This is a genomic window from Streptosporangium pseudovulgare, assembly GCF_014648055.1.
Classification (GTDB): domain Bacteria; phylum Actinomycetota; class Actinomycetes; order Streptosporangiales; family Streptosporangiaceae; genus Streptosporangium; species Streptosporangium pseudovulgare.
On the sequence record NZ_BMQJ01000008.1, the window covers coordinates 257,842 to 278,836 of the forward strand.

Here is a 20,995-nt window from a genome sequence, read left to right on the forward strand (position 1 = left end):
CGGCGTCCGACCCTATGATCATCCGGATGATCTTCCGGACCGAGGTCGGACGCCGCCCGTCGTTCACGTTCCCGGCCGCGTTCCGGGCGGCGCTGCGGATCTCCCGGCGGGACGCGCTGCGGGCCCGGGGCCGCAGCGCCCTCATCGTCGCGATGGTCGGCCTGCCCGTCCTCGTCATCACCCTGGCCCTGATCCTCGTCGAGACGGCGGACGTCACCCCGGACGAGGAGCTCACCTCGCGGATCGGCGCCGCCGACCTGCGGATCCGGGCGAGCGACGTGCTACGGCCGGGGCGCCCGCCGGGTGATCCGGCGGCCCTCCTCGGGCCCGGCGCCAGGATCATCCCCTTCAACACGGGCGGTGCCGACCTCTGGGGCACGGGCGGCTACGACCGCGTGGCCGTCCGGGAGCTGGACCTGCGCGACCCGCTGACGAGGGGGACGTACCGCCTGCTGCGGGGCCGCCTCCCGGCCGCGCCCGGCGAGATCGCGGTCACCCCGCGCGTGGCGGAACGGGGATCACCGCCGGGCACGGCACCCGTGGTGACCCGGCGGCGCAGGCCGGTGCGGGTGGTCGGCGTGGTGGAGCACCCGCACCGGCCGGACAGCAGGGAGATCGTGGGCCTCCCGAGCGCTCTCCTTCCCGGAGGGACCGGCACCGGCTGGCTGGCCGACACCCCGGAGCCGATGACCATGGCCGACGTCCGCCGGCTGCGCGAGGCGGGTCTGACGGTCCACGCGCCCGTCATCCCCGGGGGTTCCGAGTATCTGGACGAGTGCTGCTTCGTCTCCGGCATCAACGACCCCGAGGAGGTCGCGGGCATCGCCCTGATCGTGGTGATGGGTGTGCTGGAGGTGACGCTGCTGGCCGGTCCGGCGTTCGCGGTGGGGGCGCGGCGGCGTCGGCGGGAGCTGGCGCTGGTCGCGGCCCAGGGCGGTTCGCCGGGGCAGGTGCGGATGGTGCTGCTGGCCGACGGCGTGGTGCTGGGCGGCGGCGCGGCGCTGCTCGGACTGGCACTGGGCGTCGGCCTCGGGGCGCTGTCGGCCGCGCTGGAGGCGGGCCGGCTGATCGGCCGGGTGGGTCCGCTGGACATCCCCTGGGTGCCGGTGCTGGTCGTCACCGCGCTGGGGGCGGTCGCCGGAATGACGGCCGCGGTGCTGCCCGCCGTACGGGCGGCCCGGCAGGACGTCGCGGCGGTGCTCGCCGGGCGCAGGAGCGGGGCGCGGGGCCGCGCGGGCCACCCGCTGCCGGGCCTGGTGCTGCTGCTCGCCGGGGCCGCGGCGACCGTGCTCGCCATCAGGTTCCGTACGACCTGGGTCCTCATCGCGGCGGTCCCGGCCCAGCTGGGGCTCATCGCCCTGGCGCCGTCGCTGGTCCGGGGCGCGGCGGTGGCGGCCGGGGCGCTGCCGCTGCCGCTGCGGCTGGCCGTCCGCGACGCGGCCCGCAACCGGGGCCGCACCGCCTGGGCCGTCGCGGCGGTCATGACGGCGACGGCGGCCTGCACCGTCGCGGCCGTCATGACCGCCAGTGGCTTCGCCGTCAGGAGCGCCGCCTACCACGCGGCCCTCCCGGAGGGGACCACGACGATCACCGGGCTCTCCCTCGACGACACCCGGTGGGCCAGGGCCAGGGAGGTCGCCGGGCGGAGGACTCCCGGGACGCCGCCGGTCGAGGCCGTCGCGCCCATGGACGTCAGAGGTGCCCACGTCGAGATCGTCACCGAGGTCTCCTCCGGTGGCGCGCCGTACGGCCGCCACTACCACGGAGGACTGCCGGTGGGGGACGGGCGGCTGCTGACGCTCGTCCAGGGCCGCGAGGACCCGGTCGCGGCGGCGGCGTTCGCCGCGGGCAGGGCCGTGGTGTTCGACCCGGACCTGGTACGCGACGGGCGGCTGCGGCTGCGGCTGACCGTCCGGAGGCCCGGCGGCCGTCCGCGCGGGATCCCGGCCGATCCCGCGGTCCCGGCGGTCGTGGCGCGGGCCGCCGACCCCCGGCACGCCGTCGCGGTGCTCCCCGCCTCGGCCCTGCCCGCCCTCGGCCTGAAGCCCGCGGCACGCGTGCTGTACCTCGACCCGGCCGCCCACCGGCTCGGCCCGGCGGAGCGGACCCGGCTGGAGCGGGAGCTGGCCGCCACGGCCGGCCGGGCCGAGGTGACCATCCAGAGCGGTCTCGGGCGGGGCGTCCTGCCGCAGCTCGCGCTCCTCCTCGCCGCGGCGGCGGTCCTGGCGCTGGGCGGCACGCTCGCCGCCACCGGCCTCGCCGCGGCCGACCTGCGCCCCGACCTCGCCACCATGGCCGCCGTCGGCGCGAAACCCGGTACCCGGCGGCTGGTCGTCGCCGGCCAGGCGGGGTTCATCACCGCCCTCGGCGCGCTGGCCGGCGCGCCCCAGGGGGTCGCGATCGGGGTCGCGGCGCTCTGGCCGGTACTGGCCCCGGGCAGGACCATCTCCATGCCGCCGCACCGGGGATGGCTGCCGCCGTTCCCCGCGGAGCCACCGGTCGTCGCCGTTCCCTGGGTCTTCCTGACCGCGCTGGTGGTCGGCCTGCCGCTGCTGGCGGCGCTGGTCGCGGGGACGTTCACCCGGGTCCGGGTCACCCTGACCCGCCGGGTCACCTGACCGCCTGACCTCCCCGGCCGCCCGGGGGGCGGACCGCCGGTGCTTCGCCGTCCGATGCGGCGGGATGCCGGTGCTTCGCCGCCCGGTGCGGCGAGGGTACGCCGCACCGGGCGTCCGGGCTGGTAGGTGTGGTGGTGACGTTCCGATCACCCGATCCCGGCGACGAGCGGGACGGCGAGCGAGACGATGCCCGACAGCGTTCCCGGCGACCCGCCGGACGGCTCGCCGGGTGGCGAGGGCCGGTTCGGCGCCGCCGGCGCCGGTGGACCCGGTACGGCCGGCGCCGGCCGTACCGGGTCCACCGGTACCGGCCGTTCCGGCGCGGCGGCGTTCCCGCGGCGGCGCGTGGACGGTGGCGATCCGGGGCTCCTCCGGCGCGGGCGGGGCGTCCCGCCCGCGCGGAAGGCGGCCTCAGTCGGTCACGTCGGCGCAGACCACGTGGGCGCAGAGCTCGATCATCCGCCGCTCGGTGCGCGCGTCGGCGACCCGCGCCATCAGGATCGGCGCCTCGCTCGCGGCGAGCTGCGGCAGCCGGGCGCGCACCCCGCGGTGGATGTCCCGGACCACGTCCTCGGCCGCCGTCATGTGCACCTTGACGTGCAGCATGATCCCGGGCGCGCCGGAGGAGGTCTTGGCCTCGGAGATCCACACGTGGTGGACGAGCGGGTAGTCGGCGAGGACCTGCGCGATCGCCACCCGCAGCGCGGGCAGGATGGGGTGGCGGCAGCGGCTGTAGCCCGGGTCCACCATCTGCATCGGCCCCGACAGGTGGGGCCGGGGGGCGGGGATCCACGGTTGCGCCGGTGCGGCGGGGACGGCGGCCCGTTGCTGGGGACGGACCGGCGCGGGACGCGACACCGTGGCCATCGCCCCGGTGGCGTACGCCGTCGGGGAGGTGGACGTCAGCGCGGGCGTGGGACCGCTGCGGGTGGAGTCGAGGTATCGCCTGAGGTCCTCGATGGGGACGGCGGCGGCCGCCGGTCCCGCCGCGTCGATCACGATTTCCCGCACACCGGTGACGCGTTGGATGTCGAGGATGGTGTCGGCGTCGCAGGCCGACAGGGAGTGGCTGCCACGGTGCCGCGCGTAGGTGCTCGCCGAGGTGTACCCGAGGAGCACGCGTTCACCGGTCTGCGTCGTGCCGAGCACGACGGAGCGGTCCGGCCGCACGGCGACCAGGAGTCCCCATTCGGCGAGCGCCGCCAGTAGCCGGTGCGGGCCGCCGTGCTGCGCGAGCACGTCGCCGAGAGCGGGGTTCCCGATGCTCATATGAGGAACGATAGGTAGGGGACCACGGCTTATGAGGGTAATCGTGAACTTTTGTGGTGAGCAATACCAAGTTGAATTTTGTACGCATGAGATCGTCCCGGATGGGTAGCGTCAAGACCCCGTCTCGTATGCCGGGACACTCGTGAACACGTTCACAAGCGCCGATAGACTCGAGAGGTCGTGCAGCAGCCTCTCGTCTTAAGGATCCCGCCTGTGAACAAGCCCGTCGTACTGGTCGCAGAGGAACTCTCCGAGGCCGGTCTCGCGGTCCTGGGCGCGGACTTCGACGTCCGCCACGTCGACGGCGCCGACCGCGCACAGTTCCTGCCCGCCCTCGCCGGGGTCGACGCCCTCATCGTGCGCAGCGCCACCCAGGTGGACGCCGAAGCGATCGCCGCCGCGCCGAAGCTCCGGGTCGTCGCCCGCGCCGGCGTCGGACTGGACAACGTCGACGTCGAGGCCGCCACCAAGGCCGGTGTCATGGTCGTCAACGCTCCGACCTCCAACATCACCAGCGCCGCCGAGCACACCGTCGCGCTGATCCTCGCCTCCGCGCGCAACGTCGCCCAGGCGCACTCCGCGCTCAAGGGCGGCGAGTGGAAGCGCTCCAAGTACACCGGCGTGGAGCTCGACGAGAAGGTCGTCGCCATCCTCGGCCTCGGCAAGATCGGCCAGCTCGTCGCCCAGCGCCTGCAGCCGTTCGGGGTCGAGCTGATCGCCTACGACCCCTACCTGCAGCCGGCCCGCGCCGCGCAGATGGGCGTCCGCCTGGTGTCGCTGGAGGAGGCCCTCGCCGAGGCCGACTTCATCACCGTGCACCTGCCCAAGTCCAAGGAGACCATCGGGCTCATCGGCGACAAGGAGCTGCGGGCCGTCAAGCCGACGGTGCGCCTGATCAACGTCGCCCGCGGTGGCATCATCGACGAGAACGCCCTGTACTCGGCCATCAAGGAGGGCCGGGTCGCCGGCGCCGGCATCGACGTCTTCCCCAAGGAGCCGGTCACCGACAGCCCGCTGTTCGAGCTGGACCAGGTCGTCGTCACCCCGCACCTGGGCGCCTCCACCCACGAGGCCCAGGAGAAGGCGGGCACCCAGGTCGCGCGCAGCGTGAAGCTGGCCCTGGCCGGGGAGTTCGTGCCGGACGCCGTCAACGTCCAGGGCGGCGCCGTCGCCGAGGACGTCAAGCCTGGCCTGCCGCTGGCCGAGAAGCTCGGCCGGGTCTTCACCGCGCTGGCCGGTGAGGTCGCCACCCGCCTGGACGTCGAGGTCCGCGGCGAGATCGCCGCGCACGACGTGCGGGTGCTGGAGCTGGCCGCGCTCAAGGGCGTCTTCGCCGACGTGGTGGAGGACTCCGTCACCTACGTCAACGCCCCGCTGCTGGCCAAGGACCGCGGGGTGACCGTCGAACTGGTCACCAGCCCGGAGAGCCCCGACTGGCGCAACGTGGTGACCGTGCGCGGCGTCCTCGCCGACGGCCGTACGGTCTCCGTCTCCGGCACCCTGTCCGGCCCGCGGCAGATCACGAAGATCGTCGAGGTCAACGGCTACCAGATGGAGATCGAGCCGACCGACCACCTGTCGTTCTTCGCCTACAGCGACCGTCCCGGCGTCGTCGGCATCGTCGGCCGCATCCTCGGCGACCACGGCATCAACATCGCCTCGATGCAGGTGTCCCGCGACGTCAAGGGCGGTAAGGCGCTCATCGCGCTGACCGTCGACACCGCGATCCCGGCCGACGTGGTGGACCAGATCGCCGGCGAGATCGGCGCCGACAGCGGCCGCTCGGTCGACCTGGCCGACTAGACCGCCGCGCCGCGGGTCCCCGGCACGGCGGGGGCCCGCGGGCTGACCCGGAGTCCGTACGGCGGGGCGTGCCCACCGTACGGCTCGATTCGCGGAGCCGAGTACGGCTCGATTCGTGGAGTCAGGACCGGTCACCCACCCGCGGCCTGAGACGTCGGCCGCCGTTCACCGCCGTGGGTTTTCGCGGCCGTCTTGAGTTGTCGCAGGTCGGAGCCTCTCGGCGACCCGCTCCTGGCCTTCGCCGCGGTCACTCTTTTTCTCACTATGTGAGAAATATGGACAGCGGGCGAGACGGCGTTCCGGCGGGCGGGTACTGTGACAGGAAATGCGCCAGGTTCTCGTAATCCTTACCTGCCGCGGCGGGGCCTGACGGGCAGGCCGGCACCTCGCCGCGGTGCGATGGCGTTCGCCGGCTTCACCTTCGCGTCGCGGATCCGCGACCCGGATCCGTGGCACCAGGCCCGGTCGGACTCGTGACCGGAGTTCCCTGCCATATTTCCCGCTCGCCCGTGAACGAGACGAGGCTTGTCATGTACGACATGTATCCCTGGAACCGCCCGGAAGAGAACAAGGACGAGGCCGCCGACGCGCTGCAGACCGCGCTGGACCGGCGTGACAACGGCGGAGTCCCCATCCGCTGACCCGGATCGGCGGAGGAGCCGCCGGCCGGGGATCGGGGCCGGCGGTCTCCCACCGCGTCAGGCGCTCTTCGCGCCGTCCTTCTTCGTGTCCTTCGCGGCGTCCTTGCCGGTCGACATGGTGCCGTTCTCGATCGCGAGCTTGACGCCCTCGCGGTCGGGGCGGACGGCCCCGGCGAAGACGCTGCGCCGCCAGGAGCTGAGCTTCTCCTCGCGGACGACGTCGCCGGTGCGCGGGGCGTGGACCATGTAGCCGGGCCGGCTGATCATGCCGACGTGGCCGAGGCCGCTGAAGAAGACGAGGTCGCCGGGCTTGAGGTTGTTCCAGGAGATCTTCTTGTCGAAGGCCGCGTACTGGTCGTAGGTGACCCGGGGGATCTTGATGCCGGCGGCGCCGTAGGCGCGCTGCATCAGGCCGGAGCAGTCGAAGCCGCCGTGGCCGGTGCCGCCCCAGACGTAGGGGGTGCCGCGCTTGGACATCGCCCACTCCACGGCCTTCTTCCAGGCGGGTTCGGGCGTCTTGGCAGGGGCGGCCTGCGCCGGCTTGGTCGTGGACTCGGACTTGGCCGTGGACCCGGGTTCGGCGGTGGCCGAGGGAGCGGGGGCCGGCGTGGGGACGGCGGCCGGGAGCGCCGCGGCGAGTGTGGAGGAGGGGGCGACCACCGGGGAGGGGGTCGGTGTGGCGGCCATGGCGGCGGCGGGGACCGCGAGTGCGGCGGTGCCGACGGCGACGATGGACAGGGCACGGGGGAAAAGCTTGCCGGACAGGACGATTCCTTCCATAAGGCCTGCCGGGTTAGCTGTCGGACTCGGGCGTGGAGGCCGCCCTACGGCGCGAGAACGCGCTGATTCGCCCCAAGGAAGACCCCGTATGCGGGCAGCGGGAAGCACGCTCACTGGAAGCGGAGCCGTGTCTCCCGGCGCCCCGGGTGTTTTCCGGAAGGTGGGTCCCCGGCTCCCCGGGGCCGGACATGGGGGTGGCCCACGGGGATTAGGCGTCGATACGAACGGGAGGACCATAACGAAAGTTCATGAATCGGTCAATACCACGCAAAGTCGGACAAATCGATCAAGTGGCGCATGACACGCCGTTGCGTCCGTACCGTGAGATGGGTGTTCGGCAGCCGAGACGAACCGGTAGGGTGCGTGCATGGATTCGCGCAACATTCGCCTGGCAGTCATCCCTGGTGACGGGATCGGAGTGGAAGTCGTCGCCGAGGGGCTGAAGGTCCTCCAAGCGGTCGGCGCCAAGGCCGAGACCACCACCTACGACCTCGGCGCCAAGCGTTACCACGCGACCGGCGAGGTCCTCACCGACGTGGTCCTGGACGAGCTGCGCGGATACGACGCGATCCTGCTCGGCGCGGTCGGCGACCCCAGCGTGCCCCCGGGCATCCTGGAGCGCGACCTGCTGCTCAAGCTCCGCTTCCGGCTCGACCACTACGTCAACCTCCGCCCGGTCAAGCTCTTCCCCGGCGTGGAGACCCCGCTCGGCGGCGCCCGGCCCGAGGACATCGACATGATCGTCGTCCGCGAGGGCACCGAGGGCCTGTACGCCGGGGCCGGGGGCGTGATGCGCCGGGACACCCCGCAGGAGATCGCCACGCAGGAGTCGCTGAACACCGCGTTCGGCGTCGAGCGCGTCGTCCGCTACGCCTTCGACAAGGCGCGCAACCGCCCTCGCCGGAAGCTCACGCTGGTCCACAAGACCAACGTGCTCACCTACGCCGGAGACCTCTGGTCCCGCACGTTCGACCGGGTCGGTCAGGAGTACCCCGAGGTCCAGACCGACTACTGCCACGTCGACGCGGCCTCGATGTTCTTCGTCACGCAGCCGGAGCGGTTCGACGTGATCGTCACCGACAACCTCTTCGGCGACATCCTCACCGACATCGGCGCCGCCGTCGCCGGCGGCATCGGCCTGGCGGCCAGCGGCAACGTCAACCCCGACCGCACCGCGCCGAGCATGTTCGAGCCGGTCCACGGCAGCGCGCCCGACATCGCGGGCCAGGGCAAGGCCGACCCGACCGCCACGATCCTGTCGGTCGCCATGCTCCTCGACCACCTCGGCCTGGCCGAGGAGGCCGCCCGGGTCGAGCAGGCCGTGGCCGACGACCTCCTGGAGCGGCAGACCGGCTGGACGGCCCGGACCACCCACGAGATCGGCGACGACATCGCCGCCCGAGTAGCCGGCTGAGAGGCCGCCTACCCGATTCACCCACGCGCCCGGCGGCTCTACGAGCCGCCGGGCGCTGCTTTTTGCCCGCGGTGGCACGCCCACTGCCGACTTTGTCCTACATGCAGTAGTTTCCCGGTATCCGGTCCATCGCAGAATGGACTGAGGTGCAGTTCGACTCGAAGAGAAGGATCCCCGCCATGACCACCGCTCAGAAGCTCAGCTTCGACGTGCAGCTATCCGACCACGCTCGCACCGCGGCCGAGCGCGAGCAGGTACTGGCGAACCCCGGATTCGGCCAGGTCTTCACCGACCACATGGTCCGGATCGACTACACCGAGGGCCGGGGCTGGCACGACGCGCGGCTCATGCCGTACGGCCCGCTGACCCTCGACCCGGCGACCGCGGTCTTCCACTACGCCCAGGAGTTCTTCGAGGGGCTGAAGGCGTACCGCCAGGAGGGCGGGTCGATCGTGTCGTTCCGGCCGCAGGCCAACGCCGCCCGGTTCAACCTCTCGGCGGGCCGGATGGCCATGCCCGAGTTGCCGGAGGAGACGTTCGTCGAGTCGCTGGAACTGCTCGTCCAGACCGACCGCGACTGGGTGCCCACCACCCCCGGCCACAGCCTCTACCTGCGCCCCTTCATGATCGCCACGCAGCCGGCGCTCGGGGTGAACCACCCGTCCTCGACCTACTCCTACATGGTGATCGCCTCCCCGGCGGCCTCCTACTTCGGCGGAAGCCGGGCCGTCTCGGTCTGGCTGTCCACCGAGTACACCCGCGCCGCCCCCGGCGGCACCGGGTTCGCCAAGTGCGGCGGCAACTACGCCGCCGCCTTCGTGGCCCAGCGCCAGGCCGTCGCGCAGGGCTGTGACCAGGTGGTCTGGCTCGACGCGAACGAGCACCGCTACGTCGAGGAGATGGGCGGGATGAACCTGTTCTTCGTCTACGGTGACCGCCTCCTCACCCCCGCCCTCACCGGCACCCTCCTGCCCGGCATCACCCGCGACTCGATCCTCACCATGGCCTCCGACCTCGGCCTGACCGCCGAGGAGGGGCGCCTGTCCATCGAGGAGTGGCAGGCCGGCGCGGAGTCCGGCGAGCTCACCGAGGTCTTCGCCTGCGGCACCGCCGCGGTCGTGACCCCGGTCGGCGCGGTCAAGGGCACCGACCGCGCCTGGACGATCGGTGACGGCACCCAGGGCCCGGTCACCACCCGCATCCGCGAGGAACTGGTCGGCATCCAATACGGCACCCGCCCCGACCCCTACCACTGGGTCCACAAGATCTGCTGAGAAAGCGTCCCGGGGTGGGCGGCGCGGCGATTCCCGCGCCGTCCGCTTCGTGTCATTAACCCCCGAGTCGACGCGCCGCGTGAGTCGCAAGGTGGAAAGCCGCGAAGCCGACCGGGACCGCCGAGTCTCTCCGGCGTGAAAGCAGGGACTCGGAGACTTCCGGATACGGTTTTGAGAGCCCGGCCGCCTACCCGCCCGAGTCTCTCGTGCCAGGTCTACCTCCTGACCAGTTTGCCGGTGTCGATGGTCAGATTCCAGGGCGCGGGCAGGTCGAGAGGCTTGCCGAGGGCATCGGTCACCTCGTCGGCATAGCCCTGTGGACTCGGCCGGCTGAGCAGCCTGAAACGGTTCGCGAAAGCGTCTATCACCAGATAGAGCGGAACCCCGGCCAAAGCGCAGTTCCGGGGCTTGGTGACGTGATCGTCGTGACTGCTGCTCGGAGAGACGACCTCGGCGACCAGGAACGTGTCGTCGGCATGCACGTGACAGGGATCCCACAGGCGGGGCTCGGGAGGGACGACGATGACATCCGGCGCGTAGCGATCCGCCCGTGTTCGCAGGAAGATCTGAGCCCTGGGATAGACCTGCCATCCCTTCCCCATCACGAAGGGCATGAGCTCGGCCGTCAGCCGATAGACGGCCTCGGCGTGGGCGATGGTCGACATCTCCCGCACCACGATCCGACCGTTGACGGTCTCGATGCGGTGCTTCTCGAACCGCTCGACGAGCTGCAGATAGAGCTGCTCGAGATCTCCCTCGTGGGTCATCCGGTGGCTGAGCGGTCCGTCTGTGAACGATGTCATGGTTCCGCCGTTCCCTCCGAGCGGGCGCAACGTATCCGGGGCAGCACTGAAAGTAGCGGTTGAGCCGCGCCCCCGCCCGGGATTCGGAGGGATTCTCGTCAGTGTTTTCGAATCAGTTCTTCCTGATCACGGTGAGGCCGTCGGCGATGGGCAGCATGACCGAGGTGACCCGGTCGTCCGCCGTGACCAGGTCGTTGAACTCGCGCATCGCCCGGGTCTCCGCGTCGTCGGCGGTGGGGTCGGCGACCCGCCCGCCCCACAGGGTGTTGTCGGCCAGGATCAGCCCGCCGGGGACGAGCCGCTCCATCAGCAGCCGGTAGTAGACCGGATAGCCCGCCTTGTCGGCGTCGATGAACGCGAGGTCCACGCCCTGCCACGGCGGCAGCTCCGCGAGCCGTTCGGCGGCCGGGCCGAGTCGCAGCTCCACCCGGTCGGCGACACCCGCCTTGTCCCAGTAGCGCCGGGCGACGTCCGTCCACTCCTCGCTGGCGTCGAAGCAGGTCAGCCTGCCGCCGGGGGCGAGCCCGCAGGCGATGCAGATGGAGGAGTAGCCGGTGAAGGTGCCCACCTCCACCACGTTCGCGGCGCGGCTGACCTGAGTGATCATCGTCAGGAAGCGCCCCTGGTCCGGGGAGACGAGCATGTTCGCGCCCTCGCCGGTCAGCTCGCGGGTCTCCATGGCCAGCGCGTCCAGGACGTCGTCGGGGAGCGTGGTGTGCGCCAGCAGGTACTGCCCGATCGCCGGGTCGATGTAAGTCGCCTTCATGGGGGCCATTCTTGCCTCTGTGATTGGCGTCATCCCTCTGATCTGCGCCGACATCGCAAAAACCTTGTCCAGGTCATCTGTGGGTCGTGCTCGTCACGGTAGTTCACAAATCGCGTATCACAATACGCTTGCCACGTTGGGATGCGTGGGCCTACAGTGCCTTCAGGACGAGGGCGGCAACCTTCGGACAACGGTTCATTGAAGGGTGCCAACCGGAGAGAGGCTCGGTGAAAAAGCCGTGCCCCGGGCGGCATGCGACGCAGAGGCGGACCCGGGGCTTACACGAAGAGTGTAGGCCGGGCGACCACCCCCCGACAACCATGCTTCTGGAGTGCCGTGATGAGCTCCCACTTGCCCGAATGGTTCTGCCGGATGTTCTCATCGCCGCGGTTCGCGCCGTACCGGAGTGCAGTGGGCGGGGACGACATGCGTGCATGGGCTTTGTACCGGTGGAACATGGAAGCGTCGGAGGCGTTCTACTCCTCCCTGCACTGCCTTGAGGTGAGCCTGCGTAACGCCGAGCACGCCCGGTTGGTCTCCAGGTTCGGCAGGCCCGACTGGTGGGTCGCGGCACCGTTGCGCGATCACGAACTGATGAAGATCGCTAAAGCTGAGCGCACCCTCCGCGACAAAGGGGTGGCCGATCCCACCGCCGACGCACTGGTCGCCGAGCTGTCCTTCGGGTTCTGGGTGTCGCTTCTGAGTCGCTTCCACGATCGGCGTCTCTGGGTTCCGGTGCTGCATGCGGCTTTCCCGTACTATTCGGGTCCTCGTGAGACGCTTCGGGACAACCTGCAGTCCATGGTTCTGCTGCGTAATCGGGTCATGCACCACGAGCCGATTCACCACCGCCATCTGGAGGCCGACCACACCAAGATCTACCGGCTTCTGGGCTATCTGGAGCCGGAGGTCGTGGTCTGGCTGAAGGGATTCGACAGGGCACCCGAGGTTCTCAAGAGGCGTCCGAACGGGAGGAGCCGATGACGGAATCCCCCGAAGGGCTCGTAGGACATGTGTCACGATCGGAGATCGCCCGGCTCGCCGGCGTGGGACGCTCCGCGGTGGCCAACTGGGAGAGGCGCCATCACGACTTCCCGGCTCCAATGATCGTCGACGGGGCCGAGGTCTTCGGCGTGGCGGCGGTGGTGGCGTGGCTCGATCGCCGGTCGGTCGGGAAGAAGGCGCTAGGGGAGCAGGAACCTCCAGGGACCACTTACGGAATGCGGTTCCGGCGCGCGCTCGACGCCATGGCCCATACCGATCAGGCCGCCGGTCCGTCCGCACCTGCCGGGAGCCCGTCGTCTCTTCCAGAGGGGAGGCGCGAAGCCGTGGCCCGCCCGGATCCCGAATCCGCTGTTCCGCGGCCTCCGAAACCGGCCCACCGGGCCTTCGGCGAGCAGGAAGGCGCCGAAGCCAGGCTCTGGACGGCGGTGCGCAGGTTCCTGTCTTCTGATTTCGCGCACGCCGACCGGAGCCTCGTCCTGGGTCTGGTCTATCTGCGCGCCGTGCACTCGGATGACTGGGAAGGCGTCTGCAAAGCACCGGAGGCCATTGTCAGGCGACTGGAGACTGTCATTCGAGGTCCTTTCCGGGACTTCCGGCATCGCCTGGACAGGCGACGCGAGCATCTTCTCGCGGAGGTCGTGCAGGCTGTGGACCAAGCCGTCTCCGTCCACGGAGGCGCACAGATCTTCGATTTTCTCCTTGAAGCGCTCGCCTTCGCGGACGGGCGCCGTGGTGGGGAGTTCTACACTCCGCGGTCCGTGGTTTCAGTCCTGGTGAACACGGTTGCGCCGCGCCCCGGGGAGCGGATTCACGATCCGTGTTGCCGTTCAGGGGAACTGCTGGCGAGCGCGGCCGCCCACGCGCGACGAGACGGCGGCCGGCCCCTGCTCGTGGACGGGTTCACATGGACCGCGGATCTCAGCGAGATCGCCAGGATGAACCTGATGTTGCACGGAGTGGCTGGAAGCGTCAGGCCATCAACGGAGAAGGTGGTGAACGGATGGCTCGACACGTCGAAAAAGTTCGACGTGATCGTCACCAATCCGCCCTTCAACATGAGCCTGGACCATGACGCCGTTGACGGGCGAGCCTGGATGTACGATGCGCCGCCATCCAACAACGCGAACTTCGCGTGGCTGCAGTACGTCGTTCAGTCACTGGCGCCCGGAGGCCGTGCCGCGGTTCTCATGGCATACGCCGCGGTGGCGTCGGAGAACCCAAGAGAGCGGTTCATCCGTACTCGTCTCGTCGAAGACGGCCGGGTGGAGGCGGTGATCGCTCTGCCACCGCAACTTTTCCCCAACACCGGCATCCCCGTCACCGTCTGGCTGCTCGGGCGGCCTCGGGAACCGAGAGGGGAGGTCCTGTTCATCGATGCCTCTGGGCTCGGGAGACCGGTCGGCCGTACGCGCCGTATCCTGACCGACGAGGATGTCACGTCGATTGCCGAAGCCGTCGGTGAATGGCGTGACGCCGGGCGCGGATACGCGGGAAGAACGGGATTCGCCAGGTCTGTGAAATTGGACGAAGTGCGGGCGCTGAACCATGTTCTCAATCCCCGGTCCTACGTCTCCTCCCCACCCGAGACCGCGGAGGAACCGGATGGCGGCATGCTGAACGAGTTGCGGCGCCAGCTGGACGAGCTTCACGCCAGGGCCGCCGACGCGGACGCCGCCGTCACCCGCGAACTGAGGAAACTCGGACTGTGAGATCGCTGATCGGTGAGCTTCCCGAGGGATGGCGGCAGGCCCCGCTCGGAAGTCTTTGTGACCTCGTCACCGGCCCGGGTATCCCGGCGCAGGTGTTCGGCGGTGATGTGCCGGTGGTGAAACCTCGGAACATCGGAGACGGAAGGCTGATCGGTCCCGTCGACCGGGTGCCCACAGATGTCGCGGCCGGCCTGTTCCGTTACCGGCTGGCCGCCGGGGACGTGCTGTGCGTACGGACGGGAAATCCCGGACGTCACGCCCTCGTGACCACGGAGCACGAAGAATGGCTCTTCGGCACGGGGCTGATCAGGCTCCGTCCCGGTGGTGAGGTCCTGCCGCCCTATCTCAACCACTATCTCGGCCATCCGCTGGTCGGGAACTGGTTTGAGCGCAACACCACGGGCTCGGCCGTTCCCAGCATCAGTGGCAGGGCCCTGGGCGCGCTTCCTGTCGCGGTTCCGCCACTCGACGTCCAGGCGGCGATAGGGGGCGTCCTCGAAGCGCTGAACGAGAAGATCGCCGTACATGACCTGATCAGCCGGACGACCGCTGAGCTGCGGGACGCCCTCCTCGTGCGTCTGCTCAAAGGTGGGTAGACACGCGCCGTACCGGATCGTGAGATGTATGTGTCAGATGGTGGTGGAGTACGGGTAGACTCCGAGGCACCATGTTCTACGGTCTGCTCATTATCGGCAGGCGCGCCGGCTGAAAAGGGACAACGCCGGCGCGCAGACCTCTCACGTCCGTGAGGGGTCTTTTTGTTTTCCGGGCTCCGTGGACCTTCGGGAGCCGGACGGCACGCGACGGATCGCCCGAACCCGCCCAAGGAGATTCGAATGACCGACGATCGGTTCCACGTGTACGACACGACGCTCCGTGACGGAGCCCAGCAGGAGGGCCTGAACCTCACGGTGGCCGACAAGCTGGCCATCGCTCGTCACCTGGACGACCTGGGCGTCGGTTTCATCGAGGGCGGCTGGCCCGGCGCCAACCCCAAGGACACCGAATTCTTCAGGCGCGCTCGAACAGAGCTGGACCTGAAGCACGCGCGGCTCGCCGCGTTCGGCGCGACCCGCCGGGCGGGCGTGAAGGCGGCCGACGACCCGTTGGTGGCCGCGCTGCGCGAATCCGGCGCGCCGGTCGTGACCCTTGTCGCCAAGAGCCACGACCGGCACGTGGAGCTGGCTCTCCGCACGACCCTTGAGGAGAACCTCGCGATGATCCGCGACACGGTCTCCCACCTTCGTGCGGAGGGCCAGAGGGTCTTCCTCGACGCCGAGCACTTCTTCGACGGCTACCGGTCCAACCCGGCCTACGCGCTGGAGGTCGTGCGCACCGCGGCCGAGGCGGGCGCCTCGGTGATCGCGCTGTGCGACACCAACGGCGGCATGCTGCCCGACGAGCTGGCCGAGGTCGTCCAGGCGGCGGTGGGGACCTCCGCCCGGATCGGCATCCACTGCCACGACGACACCGGTTGCGCGGTGGCCAACACCCTCGCCGCGGTCAGGGCGGGCGCCACCCACGTGCAGGGCTGCGCCAACGGGTACGGCGAACGCTCCGGCAACGCCAACCTGTTCACCGTCGTGGCCAACCTGCAGCTCAAGCGGGGCTTCGACCTCGTCCCGGCGGAGTCGCTGTCGGAGATGACGAGGATCGCGCACGCGATCACCGAGGTGACCAACGTCACCCCGAACTCCCACGCCCCCTACGTGGGCGTCTCGGCCTTCGCGCACAAGGCCGGGCTGCACGCCAGCGCGATCAAGGTGGACCCCAACCTCTACCAGCACATCGACCCGGCCCAGGTGGGCAACGACATGCGGATGCTCGTCTCCGACATGGCCGGCCGCGCCTCCGTGGAGCTCAAGGGCCGCGAGCTGGGCTACGAACTGTCCGCGGAGACCTCGCGCGAGCTGGTGGACCGCGTCAAGGACCTGGAGGCGAAGGGCTACACCTTCGAGGCGGCCGACGCCTCCTTCGAACTGCTGCTCCGCGACACCGTGGCGGGCCGCCGGACGCGCCACTTCACGGTCGAGTCCTGGCGGGTGATCGTCGAGCGGACCCGCGGGGCCGAACTGGTCAGCGAGGCCACGGTCAAGCTGCACGCCAAGGGCGAGCGGATCGTCTCCACCGGCGAGGGCAACGGCCCGGTCAACGCGCTGGACAAGGCGGTCCGGCTGGGGCTGGAGCGGCTCTATCCCGAGCTGGCCGAGCTGGAGCTCACCGACTTCAAGGTCCGCATCCTGGAGGGCACGTACGGCACCGGTGCGGTCACCCGCGTGCTGATCACCACCAGTGACGCGGACGGCGAGTGGTCCACCGTGGGCGTCGACGAGAACATCATCGAGGCCTCCTGGCAGGCCCTGGAGCAGGCCGTCACCTACGGGCTGTTCCGGGCGGGCCACGCCGCCGGCTGACCGGCGTCCGCCGGGCCGCCGCCTCCCGCCGCGGCCCGGCCCTCCCACGGACGCGGCCGGACCCCTGCCGGAGGCGTACGGCGAGGCCGCCGAAGGCGCGGATCCGGGGCACGGTCCCGCGGGCCGTACCCCGGCCGGAGGCTCAGCGCAGGTCGGACCCGGAGACCCGGAAGCTCACCGCGCCCTCGGAGGTCCCCACGGTCACCTTGGAACCGGAGCAGGAGACCGAGGGCTTGTCGGCTCCCGGCACCACGACGGTGAGCACCGGGTCCGCCGACGCGGGGGAGACGACCGCCGGGGCGGGCTGCTTGTTGAGGTAGGCGGTGGAGACCCAGCCCTGGTAGGGGTTCCGCTGCCCGCGGATCACCTTTCCGCTCACCGGCTTGCACGAGGGCATCGAGACCTGCGCCAGCGTGGCCTTCCAGCCCGCCTTGTCCTTGACCACGACGCGGCCGCCGGAGGCGGAGACGACGGACAGCTCCGAGGCGAGATGCCAGGTGGTGGAGACCCTGGAGCCCTTGGGCACCGTGTCCAGCACGGCCATCACGTCGCGTCCGTGGTTGACCAGCACCGAGCGGGTCCTCGGCACGCCGTAGGCCCGGTCGGTCAGCCGGTAGCTCTGCCGGTCCTCGCCGATGGACGACCTGCTCAGGGCGGTGGCCGTCCTCCCGCGGAACGGCCGTCCCACCACGGCCGGGGTGTTGTGCGCCTGCGGCGACATCGTCCAGCGGCGGTAGGTGTTCTCCTCGTAGGAGTGGAAGCCCACGTCCACCAGGACGTCGCGGCCCTGGGCGTAGTAGGTCACGCCCAGGTGGTCCTCGTGCCCGTGGTACTTCAGGCCGGGGCCGAAGCGGATGGAGTAGAACGCCGACTCGGGCTTGTCCCAGTCGGTGCGCCCGTAGACGTAGCCGTTGCCGAACACCTTGACCTTCGCCTTGGGGTGGTCGTAGCCGACCGGCCGCACGTCCGCGCCGCCGTCGCCGATCGGGACCATGAACCCGTTCGGCTGGGTGGAGTGGGCGATGAAGGTCTCCAGCCCCTCCCACCGCTTACCGATCTCGGCGGGGACCTTGAGGCCGCACGCCTTGATGTTGTCCATCGCGACCCTGAGCCGCTCGTGGACGTAGACCGCGTAGCGCGGCGCCTGCTCGCGCAGCACTCCCTGGGAGTCGACGTCCAGCTTCACCGTCTCGTTCAGGCGCCGCAGGGCGAGGCCGGACCACTTCGGGCGCTTGTAGCGGCACCCGATGCCCAGCAGTGCGATGTCCTGGTCGATGCCGTGGTTGTGGCCCTTCTCGTACAGGCGGGGGTCGGACAGCACCGCGGCGTGCTCGGCCAGGCTCTTCGACAGCCAGGACTCCTGGACGTGCTTGCTGAGGCAGACCAGGGCGGGGGCGCGCAACGCGACGGGGTGCTCCTGCCAGGCGTACGGGCTGGCCTTCGGGCCGCCACGGCGCGGGTTGTCGGCCACCCAGTCCTTGGCGATCTCGGTGGCGCGGGTCAGGTAGGACTTCTCCCCGCTGGTCTCGTACTCGGCCACCAGCCGCCCCATCCAGCGCAGCGAGTGGAAGACCATGCTCCAGGAGCGGTTGCGGTAGGGGTCGGTGCGCCAGTTGACGTCCTTGCCGACCTTGACCGGCGGCAGGTCCAGGAACTCGATCTCGCCGTTCATGATGTCCGGCGCGGTCGGAGTGGCCGGGAGCCAGTCGCCCTGGCATTCGGAGGTGCGTTCCACCGCGGCCTGCGCCGGGCCGGTCGCCGTGCCGTAGCTCGTGAGGAGGACGGCGGAGAGGATGAGTGCTCTGGTGCGGCGGCGCACGCCTGTTCCTTCCGGGGCTGACGACGAGGGCGGATCATGCTGTCCGAATCCCACCAAACCGGTCAAGTTGGAAGGAGGGCTTTCAGGAGATCGTTAGCAACTAGATGCGCGCGGCGGGTTTGACGGCTGGTTGGGCGGCGGCTTCGGCGTCGTGCCGGTCGTGCCGGTCGTGCCGGTCGTGCCGGTCGTGCCGGTCGTGCCGGTCGTGCCGGTCGTGCCCGGTCGGCCGCCCCGCCCGCCGGCCCCGCCGTGCTCACCGCCCGCCCCGCCCGCCGGCCCCGCCGTGCTCACCGCCCGCCCCGCCCGCGGGTCGCGTCGCCGCCTGGTTCATGCTGGGCGCATGCGACTCGCCGACATCGTGATCCCCGAGACCCCCGCCGCCCGCGCCGCGCTGGAGGTCGCCACCGAGTACTGCTCGCCCGCCCTGCTGAACCACTCCGTCCGCGCCTACCTGTGGGCGGCGGCCTACGGGGCGATGAACGGCATCGCCTTCGACGCCGAGCTGCTGTACGTCTCGGCGATGCTGCACGACATCGGCCTGGTCCAGGAGTTCGACAGCCACACCGTGCCGTTCGAGGAGGCCGGCGGCCACGTCGCCTGGGTCTTCGGCGCCGGGGCGGGGTGGCCCGTGGCGCGGCGGAGGCGCGCCGCCGAGGTGATCGTGCGCCACATGTGGGACGAGGTGGACGTCGAGGCCGATCCCGAGGGCCACCTGCTGGAGCTGTCGACCGGCCTGGACATCTCCGGGCGGCGGCCGGAGGCGTTCCCCGCCGAGCTGCGCGCCGAGGTGCTCGGCCGCCATCCCCGGCTGGGCATCGGCGAGGAGTTCACCGCCTGCATCAAGGACCAGGCCGCCCGTAAGCCGGACAGCCTGGCCGGGGGCTTCGTCCGCAACGGCATCGCCGGGCGGATCGCGGCGAACCCGCTGGACCGCTGAGGACTCCCGGCCGCCGACCAGGAAGGGCCGGGGTCCTCAGGACTCCCGGCCGCCGGCCCGGGAGAGCCGGAACGCTCAGGACTCCTGGCCGCCCGGGCCGGTGCTCTGGACGACCTCGAACGACCACAGCTCCGCCGCGGTGGCGGCCGGCGACTGCCCGTGCCCGTGACCGGCGCCCTCCCCGTGCCCGTGCCCCTGACCGGCCTCCTGTCCCTGCTCCTGCCCGTGGCCGTGACCGGCGCCGCCGCCCTCCCCGTGGCCCCGCTGGAACGCCCGGCTCTCGGTCCAGCGCCTGAAGTCGTCCTCGGAGCGCCAGCGGGTGTAGACCATGTAGCGGTCGGTGCCCTCGACCGGGCGGAGCAGCTCGAACCACTCGAACCCGTCGGCTGACTCGACCATCCCGGCGCGCGAGGAGAACCGGCGTTCCAGCTCCTGGCGCATCTCCGCCGGCACCGTCAGGACGTTTATCTTCACGACCGACACATCTTCTCCCTGGCGTTCGAGGCGTTGGCTGTGCCGGCCACTCTACGACCGGCGTCTCTCAGGCGACGGTCCGGCGGGGGCGTGGCGGCTCGGCCAGGCTCACCTTGGCCACGGCCGGGACGTGCTCGGTCTCCAGCACCTGGCGCATCCGCGGGACGGCCACCCCGCCGATCTGCTCGCAGATCGCGCTCATCGGGGTGGTCTCGTCGGCCGTCAGGCGCAGCCGTACGGCGGGGCGGGCGCTCGTGCCCGTCATGGTGGCGGAGACGTCGTGGATGGCCGGGTGCGCGCCGACCTCGGCCGCCATCGCCTCGGTCACCGTGTCCGCGCGGACGTCGGTGGCGCCGCCCGGACCGCGTTCCAGGCGGATGCCACGCAGTCTGCCGCTGCGCCCCTGGACGATCAGCCAGCGCAGGCCGTACAGGGCGAGTACCACCGCGGCGAGGGAGAGCGCCCCCCAGCTCCACGGGGCGGTGCGGGCGAACCCGGCGCGCGTTGCGGGGCTGATCAGCGGTTCCGTGGCGGACGCCCAGCTCTGCGGGAGCAGCCGGGTGCCGCGGACGAGCGCGTAGACGCCGGCGGCGGTCAGCAGCAGCCCGATGATCAGCAGTCCCAGCCGGTTGCCCCGCGCGGTCTTCCTGTCCACCTCGGGCTCACCTCCCTCGCAGCCGCACGTTCACCGGATGGTCGTGCACGGGGGAGAGCTCCTCGATCCGCGCGTGTACGGCCTGCCGTACGGCCTCGGGAAGCCCGGACGTGTCGCGCAGCGTGGTGCGGGCGGTCACCTGCGCGGTCCTGCCGACCAGCCGCACCCGGGCGTGCTCGACGCCCGGCACCCGGTTCGCCGCGTGGGCCAGGGCGCCGGTGAACCCGCGGGGGCGCATGCCGACGATCAGATCCGGGTCGCCGGTCCTGACCGGGACCGTCCTGGACCGGCCGGGGATGAGCGCGAACAGGACGAGCAGCAGGCCCAGCGCGGTGAGCAGGGTCGCGGCCCCCAGCGCCTGCGGGGACCGCCACGGCGTCGAGGCGGCCCAGGCGAACATCCGGTCGTACGGCACGACGCGCACCGGGCTGCCGAGCAGCGCGGAGATCACCTCCGTCGCGACCAGGCCGCCGATGACGAGCATCAGGGCGGCCGTTATGACGGCGGGGACCACCCGGCGCGGGCGGAAGGCCCGGACGGCCGCCCGGTCGGCGGCCCGGTTCCGCGGGACCGGGCCGGACGCGGACGGGCCGGCCGTCGGGGCCTGTTCCGGA

At 71.1% G+C, this 20,995-nt stretch carries 17 protein-coding genes and 1 riboswitch; of the genes, 9 read left to right on the top strand and 8 right to left on the bottom strand.

Annotated elements, in window-relative coordinates; all coding sequences use genetic code 11:
* Positions 1–26: 26 nt before the first annotated feature.
* Positions 27–2,618, top strand: coding sequence for an FtsX-like permease family protein (locus IEZ10_RS17985; RefSeq protein ID WP_189247656.1), 2,592 nt, complete (start codon positions 27–29; stop codon positions 2,616–2,618).
* Positions 2,619–3,029: 411 nt separating this feature from the next.
* Here IEZ10_RS17985 and IEZ10_RS17990 read toward each other — a convergent pair whose 3' ends face one another.
* On the bottom strand, positions 3,030–3,887 hold the full coding sequence (locus tag IEZ10_RS17990; protein WP_179824886.1) for a hypothetical protein: 858 nt from the start codon (positions 3,885–3,887) through the stop codon (positions 3,030–3,032).
* Positions 3,888–4,100: 213 nt separating this feature from the next.
* Here IEZ10_RS17990 and serA point away from each other — a divergent pair, with 213 nt between their 5' ends.
* Complete coding sequence (gene serA / locus IEZ10_RS17995; RefSeq protein WP_189247657.1) at positions 4,101–5,690, top strand: phosphoglycerate dehydrogenase; 1,590 nt, start codon at positions 4,101–4,103, stop codon at positions 5,688–5,690.
* 698 nt (positions 5,691–6,388) lie between these two features.
* Here serA and IEZ10_RS18000 read toward each other — a convergent pair.
* Positions 6,389–7,111 carry a C40 family peptidase gene (locus IEZ10_RS18000; protein WP_189247658.1) on the bottom strand — a complete coding sequence of 241 codons (723 nt, stop codon included), beginning with the start codon at positions 7,109–7,111 and terminating at the stop codon, positions 6,389–6,391.
* Positions 7,099–7,336, bottom strand: a riboswitch (cyclic di-AMP (ydaO/yuaA leader). (Overlaps the previous gene by 13 nt.)
* Before the next feature lie 142 nt (positions 7,337–7,478).
* Here IEZ10_RS18000 and IEZ10_RS18005 point away from each other — a divergent pair.
* Both IEZ10_RS18005 and IEZ10_RS18010 read left to right on the top strand, forming a co-directional pair.
* Positions 7,479–8,525, top strand: a complete 1,047-nt coding sequence (locus IEZ10_RS18005; protein ID WP_189247659.1) for a 3-isopropylmalate dehydrogenase — start codon at positions 7,479–7,481, stop codon at positions 8,523–8,525.
* Between the two features lie 179 nt (positions 8,526–8,704).
* The gene (locus tag IEZ10_RS18010; RefSeq protein ID WP_189247660.1) at positions 8,705–9,799 is read left to right on the top strand and encodes a branched-chain amino acid aminotransferase; all 1,095 of its coding nucleotides are present in this window, start codon (positions 8,705–8,707) and stop codon (positions 9,797–9,799) included.
* 215 nt (positions 9,800–10,014) lie between these two features.
* Here the strand turns inward: IEZ10_RS18010 and IEZ10_RS18015 are convergent, their stop codons facing one another.
* Positions 10,015–10,602 carry a Uma2 family endonuclease gene (locus IEZ10_RS18015; protein WP_189247661.1) on the bottom strand — a complete coding sequence of 196 codons (588 nt, stop codon included), beginning with the start codon at positions 10,600–10,602 and terminating at the stop codon, positions 10,015–10,017.
* 112 nt (positions 10,603–10,714) lie between these two features.
* Positions 10,715–11,368: an O-methyltransferase gene (locus IEZ10_RS18020; RefSeq protein ID WP_189247662.1), complete on the bottom strand. Its 654-nt coding sequence runs from the start codon at positions 11,366–11,368 to the stop codon at positions 10,715–10,717.
* Between the two features lie 339 nt (positions 11,369–11,707).
* Between IEZ10_RS18020 and IEZ10_RS18025 the strand changes: the two genes are divergently transcribed.
* The 4 genes from IEZ10_RS18025 to cimA all read left to right on the top strand — a co-directional run bounded on the left by IEZ10_RS18025 (position 11,708) and on the right by cimA (position 16,496).
* Entirely contained in the window at positions 11,708–12,352 is a 645-nt protein-coding gene (locus tag IEZ10_RS18025; RefSeq protein ID WP_189247663.1) for a hypothetical protein, read from the top strand.
* Positions 12,353–12,429: 77 nt separating this feature from the next.
* The gene (locus IEZ10_RS18030) at positions 12,430–14,082 is read left to right on the top strand and encodes an N-6 DNA methylase (RefSeq protein WP_189247664.1); all 1,653 of its coding nucleotides are present in this window, start codon (positions 12,430–12,432) and stop codon (positions 14,080–14,082) included.
* The gene (locus IEZ10_RS18035) at positions 14,079–14,678 is read left to right on the top strand and encodes a restriction endonuclease subunit S (RefSeq protein ID WP_189247665.1); all 600 of its coding nucleotides are present in this window, start codon (positions 14,079–14,081) and stop codon (positions 14,676–14,678) included. The genes IEZ10_RS18030 and IEZ10_RS18035 overlap by 4 nt, the downstream gene beginning before the upstream one ends.
* Positions 14,679–14,918: 240 nt before the next feature.
* A complete protein-coding gene (cimA, locus tag IEZ10_RS18040) occupies positions 14,919–16,496 on the top strand; it encodes a citramalate synthase (protein WP_189247666.1) in 1,578 nt (525 codons plus the stop codon).
* 142 nt (positions 16,497–16,638) lie between these two features.
* On the opposite strand, the gene IEZ10_RS18045 is transcribed toward cimA, so the two are convergent.
* Positions 16,639–18,315 carry a heparinase II/III domain-containing protein gene (locus IEZ10_RS18045; RefSeq protein WP_189247667.1) on the bottom strand — a complete coding sequence of 559 codons (1,677 nt, stop codon included), beginning with the start codon at positions 18,313–18,315 and terminating at the stop codon, positions 16,639–16,641.
* A gap of 340 nt (positions 18,316–18,655) precedes the next feature.
* On the opposite strand from IEZ10_RS18045, the gene IEZ10_RS18050 reads away from it, so the two are divergent.
* Entirely contained in the window at positions 18,656–19,252 is a 597-nt protein-coding gene (locus tag IEZ10_RS18050; protein WP_189247668.1) for an HD domain-containing protein, read from the top strand.
* 75 nt (positions 19,253–19,327) lie between these two features.
* Here the strand turns inward: IEZ10_RS18050 and IEZ10_RS18055 are convergent, their stop codons facing one another.
* The 3 genes from IEZ10_RS18055 to IEZ10_RS18065 are packed head-to-tail and all read right to left on the bottom strand — an operon-like array spanning position 19,328 to position 20,865.
* Positions 19,328–19,735, bottom strand: a complete 408-nt coding sequence (locus IEZ10_RS18055; protein ID WP_189247669.1) for an antibiotic biosynthesis monooxygenase family protein — start codon at positions 19,733–19,735, stop codon at positions 19,328–19,330.
* 58 nt (positions 19,736–19,793) lie between these two features.
* Entirely contained in the window at positions 19,794–20,381 is a 588-nt protein-coding gene (locus IEZ10_RS18060) for a hypothetical protein (RefSeq protein ID WP_189247670.1), read from the bottom strand.
* Positions 20,382–20,388: 7 nt separating this feature from the next.
* Positions 20,389–20,865: a DUF6286 domain-containing protein gene (locus IEZ10_RS18065; protein ID WP_189247671.1), complete on the bottom strand. Its 477-nt coding sequence runs from the start codon at positions 20,863–20,865 to the stop codon at positions 20,389–20,391.
* Between the last annotated feature and the right edge of the window lie 130 nt (positions 20,866–20,995).

Coding starts and splice junctions, on each gene's coding strand:
- IEZ10_RS17985 (WP_189247656.1), top strand. CDS start 27: ATGATCTTCCGGACCGAGGTCGGACGCCGCCCGTCGTTCACGTTCCCG.
- IEZ10_RS17990 (WP_179824886.1), bottom strand. CDS start 3,887: ATGAGCATCGGGAACCCCGCTCTCGGCGACGTGCTCGCGCAGCACGGC.
- IEZ10_RS18000 (WP_189247658.1), bottom strand. CDS start 7,111: ATGGAAGGAATCGTCCTGTCCGGCAAGCTTTTCCCCCGTGCCCTGTCC.
- IEZ10_RS18005 (WP_189247659.1), top strand. CDS start 7,479: ATGGATTCGCGCAACATTCGCCTGGCAGTCATCCCTGGTGACGGGATC.
- IEZ10_RS18010 (WP_189247660.1), top strand. CDS start 8,705: ATGACCACCGCTCAGAAGCTCAGCTTCGACGTGCAGCTATCCGACCAC.
- IEZ10_RS18015 (WP_189247661.1), bottom strand. CDS start 10,602: ATGACATCGTTCACAGACGGACCGCTCAGCCACCGGATGACCCACGAG.
- IEZ10_RS18020 (WP_189247662.1), bottom strand. CDS start 11,368: ATGAAGGCGACTTACATCGACCCGGCGATCGGGCAGTACCTGCTGGCG.
- IEZ10_RS18025 (WP_189247663.1), top strand. CDS start 11,708: ATGAGCTCCCACTTGCCCGAATGGTTCTGCCGGATGTTCTCATCGCCG.
- cimA (WP_189247666.1), top strand. CDS start 14,919: ATGACCGACGATCGGTTCCACGTGTACGACACGACGCTCCGTGACGGA.
- IEZ10_RS18050 (WP_189247668.1), top strand. CDS start 18,656: ATGCGACTCGCCGACATCGTGATCCCCGAGACCCCCGCCGCCCGCGCC.
- IEZ10_RS18065 (WP_189247671.1), bottom strand. CDS start 20,865: ATGCTCGTCATCGGCGGCCTGGTCGCGACGGAGGTGATCTCCGCGCTG.